Raw genomic sequence first — 14,261 nt, forward strand, 5'->3', positions numbered from 1 at the left:
GGCCTAACGTGGGACCCCACACCAGGTCCACCGCGCCGCTCCTTGACGCCGGGCCACCACACGGCGAGGTCTCAGGCCGCTCGGATCTCCGGGCGCCGTCCCCAGACCCGTTTGATCTTCTCGAGCTGTAGAGCTCGGCTGTCGAAAGGATGCGAGGATGAAGATCCGCGTCGAGCGTGACGGGCTCGCCGACGCCGTGGCTTGGGTGGCACGAAGCTTGCCGTCCAGACCTCCGGTGCCGGTACTCGGTGGAGTTCTGCTCGATGCCGGTTCGGACGGTTCCAGTGATTCGCTGACCGTCTCCGGCTTCGACTACGAGGTTTCCGCGACGGTCGGTGTCGCCGCGACGATCGCCGACGGCGGCCGTCTGCTGGTTTCCGGCAGGCTTCTCGCCGACATCACCAAGTCCCTCCCGAACCAGCCGGTCGAAATCGCCGTCGACGGCGCGCGTGCGTCGATCACCTGTGGCAGCGCCCGGTTCAGCCTGCCGACCATGCCGGTCGAGGACTACCCGCAGCTGCCAGCCCAGCCCGCTTTCGCCGGGGAACTGGCGGGCGACGCGTTCGGCCAGGCGGTCACGCAGGTCGCGATCGCTTCCGGCAAGGACGACACGCTCCCGATGCTCACCGGCATGCGGCTCGAGATCTCGGGCCGCACGCTGACGCTGGTCGCCACCGACCGGTTCCGGCTCGCCATGCGCGAGTTCACCTGGGAGCCGGCCGACGGTCTCGCCGACGCCGCGGTGCTCGTCCCGGCGAGGACCCTTGCCGAAGCCGCGAAGTCGCTCGGTTCGAGCGGCGCCACGGTCCAGCTCGCGCTGGCCAGCGGCGAAGGCCTGCTCGGCCTGACCGGTTCCGGCCGTTCGACGACGACCCGGCTGCTCGACGCCGAGTTCCCGCCGTACCGCCAGCTACTCCCGGCCCAGCACACCTCCCGAGCGGTCATCGAAGTTTCCGCGCTCACCGAGTCGATCAAGCGTGTTTCGCTGGTCGCCGAGCGTGGCACCCAGGTCCGGCTCGAATTCGCCGACAACTCGCTGCGGCTCTCCGCCGGTGGCGACGACGAAGGCAGCGCCGAAGAAGAGTTGCCGGTCGAGTACGAAGGCGACCCGGTCACCATCGCGTTCAACCCGGGCTACCTCGTCGATGGTCTCGGCGCGCTCCACGTCGACCGCGCTGAGCTGACCTTCACCACGCCGAACCGCCCGGCCCTGATCAAGCCCGCCGACGAGCAGGGCAACGTCGTTCCGGGTTACCTGTACCTGTTGATGCCGGTCCGCCTGCCGGGCTGAGCTCGCTTCGACAAACCTTTTTCTTATCTTGCGGACAGCCTTTGTGGAGGGGATCTCATGGTGCAGCTGGGTTTGATCGGCCTTGGCAAGATGGGCTTCAACATGCGCGAGCGGATTCGCGCGGCCGGGCACGAGGTAATCGGTTACGACCGGAACCCGGACGTCACGGATTCGTCGTCGCTCGAGGACATGGTGTCCAAACTGGCCGGTCCGCGGATCGTCTGGATCATGGTCCCGTCCGGTGACCCGACGCGGCAGACCATCGTCGAGCTGAGCAACCTCCTGGCCGAAGGTGACATGGTCATCGACGGCGGGAACTCGAAGTTCACCGACGACAAGCTGAACGCGGACCTGTTGGCGGCCAAGGGAATCGGCTATGCCGACGTCGGGGTCTCCGGTGGTGTGTGGGGCAAGGACAACGGTTACGGCCTGATGGTCGGCGGGGCCGCTTCGGATGTCGAGCGGGCGATGCCGATCTTCGACGCGCTGCGTCCGGAGGGTCCGCGCGAGGAAGGCTTCTCGCACGCTGGGCCGGTCGGCGCCGGGCACTACGCGAAGATGATTCACAACGGCATCGAATACGGGATGATGCAGGCCTTCGCCGAGGGCTTCGAACTCCTCGAAGCTTCGAAGGTCGTCGAGAACGTGCCGGCCGTGATCAAGGGCTGGCAGCGCGGGACCGTCGTCCGGTCGTGGCTGCTCGACCTCCTGGTGCGCGCGCTGGAGGAGGACCCGGAGCTCGACGACCTCGAAGGCTTCGTCGAGGATTCGGGTGAAGGCCGCTGGACCTTGGAAGAGGCGATCAACAACGCGGTGCCGGCGCCGGTCATCTCGGCCGCGCTGTTCGCGCGGTTCGCCTCGCGGCAGGAGCACTCGTCCGCGATGCGCGCCGTCGCCGCGCTGCGCAACCAGTTCGGCGGGCACGCCGTTAAAAAGGTCGGCGACTAGCCCGCCCGTCGCCCGACCACCACCCCTCATCGAGCTGCGCGCTAGGTAACAACCGCCTTGTACTTAAGACATCTCCAAGTCACCGACTTCCGCTCGTGGGAGCTCGCTGATCTTGCGTTGACGCCGGGCGCGACAGTGCTGGTCGGCCAGAACGGCCGTGGCAAGACCAACCTGCTCGAAGCGATCGGTTATGTCGCGACACTCAGTTCGCACCGTGTCTCCTCGGATTTACCACTGGTGAGACACGGTGCCGAGCGGGCGCTGGTGCGGGTCGCGGTGGTCAACGACGACCGCGAACTGACCGTCGAGCTGGAGATCACCCCGGGCAAGGCGAACCGCGCGCGGATCAACCGTGGCTCGGTCGGCAAGCCACGCGACATCCTCGGCATCCTGCGCACGGTGCTGTTCTCCCCGGAGGACCTGGCGCTCGTGCGGGGCGATCCCGGTGAACGTCGTCGCTTCCTCGACGAGCTGCTCGTGCTGCGCGCCCCTCGATACGCCGGCGTCCGCGCCGACTACGAGAAGGTGCTCAAACAGCGGAACGCCCTGCTCAAGACGGCGGGCAAACGCAAGGGCACCGGTCGCGAAGACCCGTACGCGTTGTCGACGCTCGAAGTCTGGGACGGTCACCTCGCGGCGTCCGGCGCGCAGTTGCTCGCGGCCCGGCTGAACCTCGTCGCCGACTTGGCTCCTTATACGGCCGCGGCCTACGCGGGCGTGGCGCCGGACTCGCGACCGACGAAGATCAGCTATCGGTCGAGTCTCGGCGAAGCCTTGCCCAAGGACTACGGCGTCCCCAACGGGGAACGCGCCGACATCCAGAAACTGACGGATCTGCTGATCCAGGCCATGGCCGACTCGCGGAAGGTCGAACTGGAGCGCGGCGTCAGCATGGTCGGCCCGCATCGCGACGAGCTCGAGCTGGTGCTGGGTGAGGCACCGGCGAAGGGCTACGCGAGCCACGGTGAGTCCTGGTCGTTCGCGCTCGCGCTGCGACTCGGATCCTACGAACTCCTGCGTGGCGAAGCCGGGGAACCGGTCTTGCTGTTGGACGATGTGTTCGCCGAGCTCGACCGCCGACGGCGGTCGCGGCTCGCGGAGGTGGCTGCGAGTGCCGAACAGGTGCTCGTGACCGCCGCGGTAGAGGAAGACGTACCAGCTGAGCTGGCCGGATCTCGTTTTTCGGTCGCGGATGGTGAGGTCAACCGTGTCTGAGCCTGAACCCACAAGATCAAATCGACCACGCGCGGTGACCGGCAAGTCCCCAGACTCCCCCCGAACTGGGGACAAACCTGTGGATAGTGTGGATAACACTGTGCACGGGTTATCGCCGCGCGTGACGAAGAGGCCAAATGGGGGTCTTGACACCCCTCAAGGGCGGGCTAACCCGTCTGGGGGGCCTCGTTCGAGTACCCAGCGTGACGACGCCGTTGGGCCAAACGTGAACGACAATCCACAATCGCCGGGGCGGGATCTTGTCAAAGCCGCACTGGAAGGCGCGCGCGAGAAAGCGAAGGCCCGCGGCGTCGAACCGGGCCGACGGCCGCGTGTCGTTGGTGGCAAAGGCGGCGTCGGCGGCCAGAGTCCTCGACGTCGTCGCTGGTCAGGGCCCGGCGCGGATCAGCGCGACCCGCAGCCGTTCGGCCGGATCGCCTCCAGGATCGCCGTCGAACGCGGCTGGAACGCCAGTCTCGCGAACGGCCAGGTTTTCGGGCAGTGGGCGCGGCTCGTCGGGGAAGACGTCGCCGAGCACGCCCAGCCGGTGGCGCTCAAAGACGGCGAACTGACCGTTCGTGCCAGCTCAACGGCCTGGGCGATGCAGCTCCGCACCCTTCAGGGCCAGCTGCTGGCCAAGATCGCGGCCGTCGTCGGCCACGGCGTGGTGAAGAAGATGCGCATCCACGGCCCGACAGCGCCGAGCTGGCGAAAAGGCTACCGGCACGTGTCCGGCCGCGGTCCCCGTGACACGTACGGCTGACACGGCGAGAGTGCTCCGAGAAGCGATTTACTGACGCTCGGCTACGGATTTTCCCATCCCAAGGCGCGTTCGTGGCTCTGTGAGGAAACTAGCGGTGTCCTTGCCGCATGTGAGCGGACACGGCCAAGTAGGATGTACGGAGTAACCGTCCTGTGGGGCGAGACGAGGAGAAAACAAGCCGGTGGCACCGAACGAGAACGAGTACAACGCGCAGTCAATCACCGTGCTCGAGGGCCTCGACGCAGTTCGCAAGCGCCCCGGCATGTACATCGGTTCCACCGGTGAACGCGGCCTCCACCATCTTATCTGGGAGGTCGTGGACAACTCCGTCGACGAGGCGATGGCAGGTCACGCGACGAAGGTCGACGTCACCCTGCTCGCCGACGGCGGGGTCCGGGTCATCGATGACGGCCGTGGCATCCCGACCGAGATGCACCCGACGGAGCACAAGCCGACCGTCGAGGTCGTGCTGACCGTCCTGCACGCCGGTGGAAAGTTCGACAGCGACTCCTACGCGGTGTCCGGTGGCCTCCACGGTGTCGGCGTGTCCGTGGTGAACGCGCTGTCGTCGGCCTTCGACATCGACATCCACCGCAACGGCAAGCACTGGCGCCAGCACTACAACCACTCGGTTCCCGAGGAACTGATCGAGGTCGGCCCCAGCGACAAGCGCGGCACCGAGATCACCTACTGGGCCGATCCCAACATCTTCGAGACCACGACGTACAACATGGAGACGATCTCCCGTCGCCTCCAGGAGATGGCGTTCCTCAACAAGGGACTCACCATCGTCCTGCGCGACGAGCGCATCGCCGACGAAGAGACCCCCGAGGACGCCGCCGGCCGTCCGGCGCGGGTCAAAGAGCGCACCTTCTGCTACCCGGGCGGGCTCGAAGACTTCGTCAAGCACATCAACGGCAGCAAGGACCCGATCCACAAGAACGTCATCTCGTTCGACGCCAAGGCGACAGGCATCGAGCTCGAGGTCGCGATGCAGTGGAACAACGGCTTCACGCCGTCGGTGTACACCTTCGCCAACACGATCAACACGCAAGAGGGCGGCACGCACGAGGAAGGTTTCCGCGCGGCGCTCACCCGCGTGGTCAACGCCTACGCGCGCGACAAGAAGCTGCTCAAGGAGAAGGACACCAACCTGACCGGTGACGACGTGCGCGAGGGTCTCGCCGCGATCGTGTCGATCAAGCTGGCCGAGCCGCAGTTCGAGGGCCAGACGAAGACCAAGCTGGGCAACAGCGAGGCGAAGTCCTTCGTCCAGACCACGGCGAACGAATGGCTCGGGCACTGGTTCGAGGCCAACCCGGCCGAGGCCAAGATCATCATCAACAAGTCGGTGTCCAGCGCGCAGGCGCGGATGGCCGCGCGCAAGGCCCGGGACCTGGTCCGCCGCAAGGGCGCACTCGACATCGGCGGCCTGCCCGGCAAGCTGAAGGACTGCCGCTCGACCAAGCCCGAAGAGTGCGAGCTCTACATCGTCGAGGGTGACTCGGCCGGTGGTTCGGCCAAGGAAGGCCGCGACTCGATGTACCAGGCGATCCTGCCGATCCGCGGCAAGATCATCAACGTCGAGAAGGCCCGTATCGACAAGGTCCTCAAGAACACCGAGGTCCAGTCGCTGATCACCGCGCTCGGCACCGGTATCCACGACGAGTTCGACCTGTCGAAGCTGCGCTACCACAAGATCGTGCTGATGGCCGACGCCGACGTCGACGGCCAGCACATCACCACGCTGCTGCTCACCCTGCTGTTCCGGTTCATGACGCCGCTGGTCGAGCACGGCCACGTCTTCCTGTCCCGGCCGCCGCTGTACAAGATCAAGTGGCCGCGGGCCGAGCCGGAATACGTCTACTCCGACCGCGAGCGCGACGCCGTCATCAAGGCCGGCGTCGAGTCCGGCAAGCGGCTCCCGAAGGACGACGCGATCCAGCGCTACAAGGGTCTCGGCGAGATGAACGCCGAAGAGCTGTGGGACACCACGATGGACCCGGCGCACCGCCTGCTCGGCCAGGTCACCCTGGACGACGCGGCACAGGCCGACGAACTGTTCTCCGTGCTGATGGGTGAGGACGTCGAAGCCCGGCGTTCCTTCATCACCCGCAACGCCAAGGATGTTCGCTTCCTGGACGTGTAAGTCCGCCCCTGTTGCCTTTTGTCCATATAGGACTGTGCCCCCGAGAAGGACGATATGACGGAAACCTTGCCGCCGGAACACGACCGTATCGAGCCGGTCGACATCCAGCACGAGATGCAGCGTTCCTACATCGACTACGCGATGAGCGTGATCGTGTCGCGCGCGCTGCCCGACGTGCGTGACGGGCTCAAGCCGGTGCACCGCCGCGTGCTCTACGCGATGTACGACTCCGGTTTCCGGCCGGACCGCGGGTACAACAAGTGCTCGCGGGTCGTCGGCGAGGTGATGGGTAACTACCACCCACACGGTGACTCCTCGATCTACGACGCGCTGGTCCGTCTCGCGCAGCCGTGGTCGATGCGGTACCCGCTGATCGACGGCCAGGGCAACTACGGTTCTTCCGGTAACGACCCCGCCGCCGCCATGCGGTACACCGAAGCGCGCCTCGGGCAGTTGGCCATGCACATGCTGGCCGACATCGAAGAGGAGACCGTCGACTTCTCGGACAACTACGACGGCCGGACGCAGGAGCCGGACGTCCTGCCGAGCCGCTTCCCGAACCTCCTGGTCAACGGTGGTTCCGGGATCGCGGTCGGGATGGCGACCAACATCCCGCCGCACAACCTGCGCGAGGTCGCGTCGGGTGTCGTCTGGGCGCTGGAAAACCCCGAGGCCAACGACGACGAGCTGCTCGCCGCGTTGCTGACGCGCATCAAGGGCCCGGACTTCCCGACGCGCGGCCTGATCCTGGGCACCCAGGGCATCGAGGACGCGTACCGCACGGGCCGCGGCTCGGTCCGGATGCGCTCGGTGGTCGAGGTCGAAGAGGACGCGAAGGGTCGCACGATCCTGGTCGTCACCGAGCTCCCGTACCAGGTCAACCCGGACAACCTGGTCGAGAACATCGCGAACCTGGTCCGCGACGGCAAGCTCACCGGCATCTCGGACATCGCCGACGAGTCGAACAGCCGCAGCGGCCAGCGGATCGTCATCACGGTCAAGCGTGACGCCGTGGCGAAGGTGGTGCTGAACAACCTCTACAAGCACACCCAGCTGCAGCAGAACTTCGGCGTCAACATGCTGGCACTGGTCGACGGCGTGCCGCGCACGCTGCGGATCGACCAGATCATCCGGCATTACGTGAAGCACCAGATGGACGTCATCGTCCGCCGGACCCGCTTCCGGTTGCGCAAGGCCGAGGAACGCGCCCACATCCTGCGTGGTCTGGTCAAGGCACTGGACATGCTGGACGAGGTCATCGCCCTCATCCGGCGGTCGCCGTCGGCCGAGGACGCCCGTCCCGCCCTGATGGAACTGCTGGAAGTCGACGAGATCCAGGCCGTGGCGATCCTCGACATGCAGCTCCGCCGCCTGGCGGCCTTGGAGCGGCAGCGGATCATCGACACGTTGGCCGAGATCGAGCTCGAGATCGCCGACTTGAAGGACATCCTCGAGAAGCCGGAACGTCAGCGGCAGATCATCCGCGACGAGCTCATGGCGATCGTCGACAAGTACGGTGACGACCGGCGCACCCGGATCATCCCGTTCGACGGCGAGGTGTCGGTCGAAGACCTCATCGCGGTCGAGGACGTCGTCGTCACGATCACCCGCACGGGTTACGCGAAGCGCACGAAGACCGATCTTTACCGCTCGCAGAAGCGTGGCGGCAAGGGCGTGCAGGGCGCGACGCTGAAGCAGGACGACATCGTCCAGCACTTCTTCGTCTGCTCCACGCACGACTGGATCCTGTTCTTCACGAACAAGGGCCGCGTCTACCGCGCGAAGGCGTACGAGCTTCCCGAGGCGAACCGCAACGCCCGCGGCCAGCACGTCGCCAACCTGCTCGCGTTCCAGCCGGACGAGAAGATCGCCCAGGTCATCGAGATCCCGAACTACGAGATCTCGCCGTACCTGGTCCTCGCGACCAAGAAGGGCCTGGTCAAGAAGACCAAGCTCACCGACTTCGACTCCAACCGCTCCGGCGGCCTGATCGGCGTCAACCTCCGCGAGGGCGACGAGCTCGTCGGCGCGGTCCTGGTTTCGGCCGAAGACGACCTGCTGCTCGTGTCGTCCGAAGGCCAGTCGATCCGCTTCCACGCCTCCGACGAAGCACTGCGCCCGATGGGCCGTGCCACCTCGGGTGTGCTCGGCATGCGGTTCAACGACGGTGACGAGCTGCTCGGCATCAACGTCGTCGCCGAGGACAAGTTCCTGCTGGTCGCGACCGATGGCGGCTACTCCAAGCGCACCCCGATCGATGACTACCCGGTGCAAGGTCGCGGTGGCAAGGGCGTGCTCACCATTCAGTACGACCGAAAGCGTGGCAGGCTGGTGGGGGCACTCATCGTCGATGTCGACGACGAGCTCTACGCCATCACCTCGAGCGGTGGTGTGATCCGCACGATGGCCGAGCAGGTACGCAAGGCCGGACGGCAGACGAAGGGGGTGCGGCTGATGAATCTTGGCGAAGGAACAACTCTTCTCGCCATCGCACGCAACGCGGACGAGCCCTCAGACGTCGCCAGTGCAGGCACCGAAGAAAACGGTGCCGAACCAGATGACACAGCACTGGACAACACGGTTGTGGATGAGACGGTTCTGGACAACACAGCGGAGCCGGAGAACTAGCGGCTCCACGCAGGGTAAGGATTGACACTTCGTGACACCACCCGACAAGTCCGACGCGTCCGGTTCGAACGGCACAGCAGCCGGTTCGTCGGCACCGCCATGGCAACGTGTGGGCAAGGACGGCGACACCACGTCCGGCTCGGCCGCAGGAGCCGAGTCGGAAACCGTCCGGGTCTCGACAGCGGGCCTGACCGGTGACGACGCGCTGTATTCGAGGCCTCAGCAGGACGGACAGCCAGTGAGCGAGCAGGACTATCCCGTCGTGAGCGGCACGGCCGCGCGCAGGCTGTTCGGTGACAGCGGCGAGGACAGCGAAGCGAAGACGCGGGAAGTGCCGATGCCGGCGGCCGCCGGTCGGGCCCGGCCCACGCCCACCGCGCTGCGCCGTCCCGGCCGCGGCCCGAGGCGGGCGAGCCTGCAGATCAAGCGCTTCGACCCATGGTCTGTGCTCAAGCTCTCACTCGTGCTCGGTGTCGCGATGTTCTTCGTCTGGCTCGTCGCGGTCGGCGTGCTCTACACGGTCCTCGACGGGATGGGCGTGTGGGGCAAGCTGAACGGCACGTACGACTCACTCGTCGGTGGCGAAGGTGCCGCGCAGTCAACAGGTCCGCTGATCAGCGCGGGCCGCGTGTTCGGTATCGCGGCGATTCTCGGGGCGATCAACATCGTCCTGGTGTCGGCTCTCGCGACGGTCAGTGCCTTCATCTACAACGTCTCGGCGGACCTCGCCGGCGGCCTTGAGGTGACTCTGTCCGAGCGTGAGTAACCCGGTTGCGAGTGCCCCTGGGGCGTTGGGTATTCTTCTCTTCGTTCCACGGGCCCATAGCTCAGGTGGTTAGAGCGCTTCGCTGATAACGAAGAGGTCCCAGGTTCAAGTCCTGGTGGGCCCACCCAAACCTCAGCCCCGTGACCCAAAAGGTCACGGGGCTGAGGTGTTTTTATGCGGTCTTTTCTCGGCAAGGAGCATGTCTCGATGCCCAACATCGCCATCGTCGGCGCAGGTCCCCAACTCGGAATGGCGATCGCCCGGGCGTTCGGACGACGGCAGTTCCGCGTCGCGATGGTCTCCCGGGACCTGGACCAGGTTTACGGGCTGGCGGCCCAACTCCGCGACGAAGGCATCGACGCCGAAGGTTTCACCGCGGACGTCCGCGACACCGACATGGTTGCCGAGGCGCTGGCCGACGCGGACCAGTGGCTCGGCAGTATCGACGTCCTGGAATTCAGTCCGCTGCCCGCCGAGGACTTCCTGCAGCCGGTCCTGGAAACAACTCGGGAACACGTCCAAGCCGCTTTCGAATTCAGCGTGCTCGGCCCGATGGCCGCCGTCGCCGCGGTACTGCCGGGAATGCGCGCCGCCGGCGAAGGCTCTCTCCTTTTCACGACCGGCGGCTCGGCGTTGGTCCCGAACCCACGCGTCGCGGGCACCAGCATGGCGATGGCAGCCGAAGCCGCGTACCTGACGATGTTGCACGAATCCCTTGCGGGCGAAGGCGTCTACGTCGGGCACTTGGTGGTCCCGGTGCGAATCGCGCCCGGTGAACCGCTGGGCGACCCCGACGCTCTCGCGGAGCGCTTGTGGGACCTGCACGAGAAGCAGCAGACATTCCGGGTCGTCGTCTGATCAAGGTTCCACGTGGAACCTTGATCGGCGAACCGTGCACACCGCCCCGGACCGGGCGGACAGCCGGTGGCGGCGGTGAAGTAGCATTGGTATGCAAGTCGGGTACGCGTTAGTAAAGAGATGGGGCCTTCACGTGAAGAAGCTGCTGGCACTCGCCGCGATCGCGGGTGGCGTGCTTTTCGTGGTCAAGCGCAACAAGGCCGCGAAGGTAGAAGCCGACCTGTGGCGTGAGGCCACCGCGCCCACCGGTCCGCTCGGCGCCGTCTCCACCAACGGCAGCGCGCCGGCCAAGGCCAGCTCCTCGGACGCGGCCAACAACTGATCTTTTCCCGCGCGAACGGCCACTGACGCCGTTCGCGCGCGGGGCTGTAGCTCAATTGGTAGAGCACCGCCTTTGCAAGGCGGGGGTCAGGGGTTCGATTCCCCTCAGCTCCACAACCCACAAAACGCACTGAGGGCCAGGTCAGAGAGTATTTTCTCTGTCTGGCCCTCACTGCATTTAGATGCCCAAGTCGGTCTTCGTGCCCCCAGCGTGCCCCTTGTTATCGAGCTTGGCGGAGTTCAGCGCCGTGCGACCAGTTATTAGCAACACTCGCGGATTAGCTGAAGATCGCTGGCTGGCGGCGGGAGGATCACGTTTCAGGCGGTGTACACAAGTGTCGACGGCAACTAGCCTGACACGCAGAAGCCCCGGCGTTCCGAAGTGGTTGAGACACTTCGGAACGCCGGGGCTTCCTTGTTCCGCTAGCCGACGATGGAGGCTCCTCCAGCCTGGTTGATGATCAACTGTGCAGCCGAGACGGCGTCAGCGTGGTTGTGGTAGTTCTCGCTGTGAGCGAGAGTGTTCCCGTTGCTGGACGTGATCTTGAAGAACCACTGGATGCCGCTGCGCTCTACGTAAAAAACCATTGATTTCTCCTGCAACTGATTGTCTGGCGATTGTCCACCGCGTCGAGGTTCGGCGCAGTGGCATTAGTTTGGCTGGGTTGTCAGCAAAACGCAACTTCCCTGGCATCCAACATCTTGTAGTCAATCTAAACCTGAGGCACTACATGTGGATATTTCACCTAGTTGTACACAGGTTATCCACAGGCCGAAGTAGTGTCTTGGTGCCGGTTTTGGAAACTCAGGACAACTGACGGCAACTCATGGCAACTCATGGCAACTCGGGCCGATCGAAAATGCTGCGAAATGATTAGTTAGCGGTTCGAACCTTTGTTTGATTAGTGAAACAGTTGTCCACAGGATGATGATCATCGGATATCACCCGTGCGGGGGATGCCCCAGGGGAGCTGCGTGCGCGAAGGCTAGAAAGATCGGGCCAGGTAGAGGAATCCTCTACCTGGCCCGGCCGTCTTAAGCGGCCGTATCGTCGTTCGATTCTCGCTCTGTCTCGACGTTGCGGCTGATGGCGTCAGCAATAGCGTGATCGCGCTCTCTTGTGGCGTGCTGGTAGATCAGGGCCGCACGCATCGTGGAGTGGCCCATGCGAGCCATCAACTCTTTAGTGCTTGCCCCGTTCGTCGCTGCTAGATGGTTACCTGTGTGCCGAAGGTCGTGAAAGTGCACGTCGCTTGGGAGCTTCGCGTCCTTGATTGCGCTTGCGGCGATTCTCACGCAGCTGCGGCAGTGGCCGGCACTGGTCCGATACCAGGACGCCAGCACATGGGCACACCGCAAGGTCGACGCCGACACCCTCGCAGGTAAACGAGTTCTCATCGTCGGCGCAGGCAGCACCGGCACTGCTACTGCTCGACTGCTCGCCGCGTTCGGTGCCACGTCGACACTCGTAGCCAGCACAGCCCGCGACGACGTCCACGCGGCCAGCGAACTTCCAGGGCTGATCGGGGGACACGACATCGTGGTGATCACCGCACCGCTGAACGAGACCACCCGAGGACTGGTGAACAAGGACTTCTTAGCTGCCATGGACGACGGGGCAATGCTAGTTAACGCTGGACGTGGCACTAGTAGGGGAGTTGCGGGTCGGTCGGTTACGTGCAGCACTCGACGTAACGGATCCCGAGCCACTCCCGGCGGATCATTCGCTCTGGACTAGCCCGGGCGTGATCATCAGCCCGCACTCAGCTCGGACCGTGCCCGGTACGAATGCCCTGTGCTATACCGTCGCGGCGCAGCAGATTGCGGCACTCATCGAGGGCGGCGTTCCGTCGAACGTCGCGAAATCCAGAACCCCAAAGCACGGACCTCCTGGGCAGTAGGCCCGACATACTGTGCCCATTTACCTTCGCGTCGAGGGCCTACCCCCCTTGTGGGTGGGTGTGCCCCAATTTCTATGAAACGCTTCCAGCAAAGAGCACGATCGCTACACTCAGCAGTCGAGGGAACACGGGAGTATGCCCGCGCGGCGTCGATGGAAAGAGTCAGGCGTGGCGTTCGCTACCGAGCCGGTGGGGTCGAGCGGTAGCGATATCGGGTACGTAGCGTCAGGGGAGGACGTGAACACAGGCATGGATGCTGCCCGACGGGCGCTGGTCCGGCTGGACGACGCCGCAGCTCGGCTGCCAACGCTGATGTTCGTGTTGGTAACGCAACCCGAGGGCGGTCAGCCTGGCGGCGTCGAGGTACGACATACGGCCCGCCAAGAGCTGGCTGTGGTGGCGTACAGCTCGATCGACCTGCTGGTGGATGCATGCGGGAGCGGGCAGCCGTGGGTGCAGGTCACGCGGGATCAGCTCGTGGAGTTCTGCGACGAGTTGGACGTTGGCGTCGTGATCATCGACGCCGTACTGGACCTATCTCCACGCTACCCCGAGGTCGACAGTCGCGATCAGCCGCCGCTCGACACGCTGGAACCGCTGGACGAGCATGACGGGTTGTTGTACGTGCCTTCGCGACCGGTGCGGACGGGGCAGCACGTGGTGGAACTTGAGCTGCAACGCGATCGACGAGGACACCCGCTGATGCTGGCCTACACCTCTCCGGAGTTGCTGGCCGCAGGCTGCGGAGAGCACCAGCCGTGGGTCGCGATCCGCATGGACGACATGCCGGAGGTCGTCGAGGAGTCCGGCGCGGACGGCGTGCTGCTCAACCCCGTGCTGTCGGAGGACGCTAGGCACGCCGGTCCGGTGCAGGACTGGAATTCACGTTCAACGATCGGAGGGAACTGACGATGGGAATGCCATACGGGGATAGTGGCGGTTACGGCTACACGTCCGATGCTCTCAACGGGATTGTCGGTCAGCTACACCAAGGGGAGCAGGCACTGGACGGTGTCACCCCTGGCGCACCGAATGCGGTCGACGCCGGGTTCTCCTCGGCCGCTGTCGGCGCAGCTCTGGCGGGTGTGATGCGGATGGCGACGGCTTCGGCCGGCGCGCTGGGCGGGTCGGCGTCGAAGGTACATGCGGCGAACGGCGCGTACGACGACATCGAGAACACGCACGCCGGGCAACTCAAGCTCAACGACAAGAACGACACACCGGCATCTCGCCTCCAAGACGGCGTCCACGGATAGCGGATAGGGAGGGCACACCGATGGGACAAGCGCTCAACACCACTGTCAACGGGTCGTCCGGGACCTGCGTGTCCGCCGCAGACTGGCTACGCACAGTGGTTGCCGCCGGGCATCAGGCGGCCGGAAACGTCCGAGCTGCGCACACAGGAGCCGAGGCTGGGTGGC

12 protein-coding genes, 2 tRNA genes and 1 pseudogene are annotated in these 14,261 nt (G+C 65.2%); 14 read left to right on the top strand and 1 reads right to left on the bottom strand.

What is annotated here, in order from left to right; all coding sequences use genetic code 11:
* Positions 1-157 precede the first annotated feature (157 nt).
* From dnaN to VGP60_RS41080, 11 genes are all read left to right on the top strand, one after another.
* Positions 158-1,291 (top strand): DNA polymerase III subunit beta, encoded by a 1,134-nt coding sequence (gene dnaN / locus VGP60_RS41030; protein WP_327553633.1) that lies wholly within the window; start codon positions 158-160, stop codon positions 1,289-1,291.
* A 57-nt stretch (positions 1,292-1,348) separates the two neighbouring features.
* Positions 1,349-2,239 carry a phosphogluconate dehydrogenase (NAD(+)-dependent, decarboxylating) gene (gene gnd / locus VGP60_RS41035; protein ID WP_327553634.1) on the top strand — a complete coding sequence of 297 codons (891 nt, stop codon included), beginning with the start codon at positions 1,349-1,351 and terminating at the stop codon, positions 2,237-2,239.
* A 57-nt stretch (positions 2,240-2,296) separates the two neighbouring features.
* On the top strand, positions 2,297-3,454 hold the full coding sequence (recF, locus tag VGP60_RS41040; protein ID WP_327553635.1) for a DNA replication/repair protein RecF: 1,158 nt from the start codon (positions 2,297-2,299) through the stop codon (positions 3,452-3,454).
* A 226-nt stretch (positions 3,455-3,680) separates the two neighbouring features.
* Complete coding sequence (locus tag VGP60_RS41045; RefSeq protein WP_327553636.1) at positions 3,681-4,217, top strand: DciA family protein; 537 nt, start codon at positions 3,681-3,683, stop codon at positions 4,215-4,217.
* 181 nt (positions 4,218-4,398) lie between these two features.
* Complete coding sequence (gyrB, locus tag VGP60_RS41050) at positions 4,399-6,366, top strand: DNA topoisomerase (ATP-hydrolyzing) subunit B (protein WP_327553637.1); 1,968 nt, start codon at positions 4,399-4,401, stop codon at positions 6,364-6,366.
* A 54-nt stretch (positions 6,367-6,420) separates the two neighbouring features.
* Complete coding sequence (gene gyrA / locus VGP60_RS41055; protein ID WP_327553638.1) at positions 6,421-8,994, top strand: DNA gyrase subunit A; 2,574 nt, start codon at positions 6,421-6,423, stop codon at positions 8,992-8,994.
* A 31-nt stretch (positions 8,995-9,025) separates the two neighbouring features.
* Complete coding sequence (locus tag VGP60_RS41060; protein ID WP_327553639.1) at positions 9,026-9,760, top strand: DUF3566 domain-containing protein; 735 nt, start codon at positions 9,026-9,028, stop codon at positions 9,758-9,760.
* Between the two features lie 50 nt (positions 9,761-9,810).
* Positions 9,811-9,884: transfer RNA gene (locus VGP60_RS41065), tRNA-Ile, on the top strand.
* A 50-nt stretch (positions 9,885-9,934) separates the two neighbouring features.
* Positions 9,935-10,618, top strand: coding sequence for an SDR family NAD(P)-dependent oxidoreductase (locus tag VGP60_RS41070; RefSeq protein ID WP_327553640.1), 684 nt, complete (start codon positions 9,935-9,937; stop codon positions 10,616-10,618).
* 133 nt (positions 10,619-10,751) lie between these two features.
* Positions 10,752-10,940, top strand: a complete 189-nt coding sequence (locus VGP60_RS41075) for a DLW-39 family protein (RefSeq protein WP_327553641.1) — start codon at positions 10,752-10,754, stop codon at positions 10,938-10,940.
* 40 nt (positions 10,941-10,980) lie between these two features.
* Positions 10,981-11,053, top strand: a tRNA-Ala gene (locus VGP60_RS41080).
* A 309-nt stretch (positions 11,054-11,362) separates the two neighbouring features.
* Here VGP60_RS41080 and VGP60_RS41085 read toward each other — a convergent pair.
* Positions 11,363-11,527, bottom strand: a complete 165-nt coding sequence (locus VGP60_RS41085; RefSeq protein WP_327553642.1) for a DUF1508 domain-containing protein — start codon at positions 11,525-11,527, stop codon at positions 11,363-11,365.
* 682 nt (positions 11,528-12,209) lie between these two features.
* Here VGP60_RS41085 and VGP60_RS41090 point away from each other — a divergent pair.
* From VGP60_RS41090 to VGP60_RS41100, 3 genes and pseudogenes are all read left to right on the top strand, one after another.
* Positions 12,210-12,840: pseudogene (locus tag VGP60_RS41090) on the top strand (NAD(P)-dependent oxidoreductase).
* A gap of 237 nt (positions 12,841-13,077) precedes the next feature.
* Positions 13,078-13,749 (top strand): SAV_915 family protein, encoded by a 672-nt coding sequence (locus VGP60_RS41095; protein ID WP_327553643.1) that lies wholly within the window; start codon positions 13,078-13,080, stop codon positions 13,747-13,749.
* Positions 13,750-13,751: 2 nt separating this feature from the next.
* Positions 13,752-14,096, top strand: coding sequence for a hypothetical protein (locus VGP60_RS41100; protein ID WP_327553644.1), 345 nt, complete (start codon positions 13,752-13,754; stop codon positions 14,094-14,096).
* The last annotated feature ends 165 nt before the right edge of the window (positions 14,097-14,261 follow it).

Origin of the sequence: Amycolatopsis sp. (assembly GCF_036008905.1) — a bacterium.
Classification (GTDB): Bacteria; Actinomycetota; Actinomycetes; order Mycobacteriales; family Pseudonocardiaceae; genus Amycolatopsis.

Bases quoted from the DNA above. Each gene is read 5' to 3' on its own strand.
- dnaN (WP_327553633.1), top strand. From the start codon at position 158: ATGAAGATCCGCGTCGAGCGTGACGGGCTCGCCGACGCCGTGGCTTGG.
- gnd (WP_327553634.1), top strand. From the start codon at position 1,349: ATGGTGCAGCTGGGTTTGATCGGCCTTGGCAAGATGGGCTTCAACATG.
- gyrA (WP_327553638.1), top strand. From the start codon at position 6,421: ATGACGGAAACCTTGCCGCCGGAACACGACCGTATCGAGCCGGTCGAC.
- VGP60_RS41070 (WP_327553640.1), top strand. From the start codon at position 9,935: ATGCGGTCTTTTCTCGGCAAGGAGCATGTCTCGATGCCCAACATCGCC.
- VGP60_RS41085 (WP_327553642.1), bottom strand. From the start codon at position 11,527: ATGGTTTTTTACGTAGAGCGCAGCGGCATCCAGTGGTTCTTCAAGATC.
- VGP60_RS41100 (WP_327553644.1), top strand. From the start codon at position 13,752: ATGGGAATGCCATACGGGGATAGTGGCGGTTACGGCTACACGTCCGAT.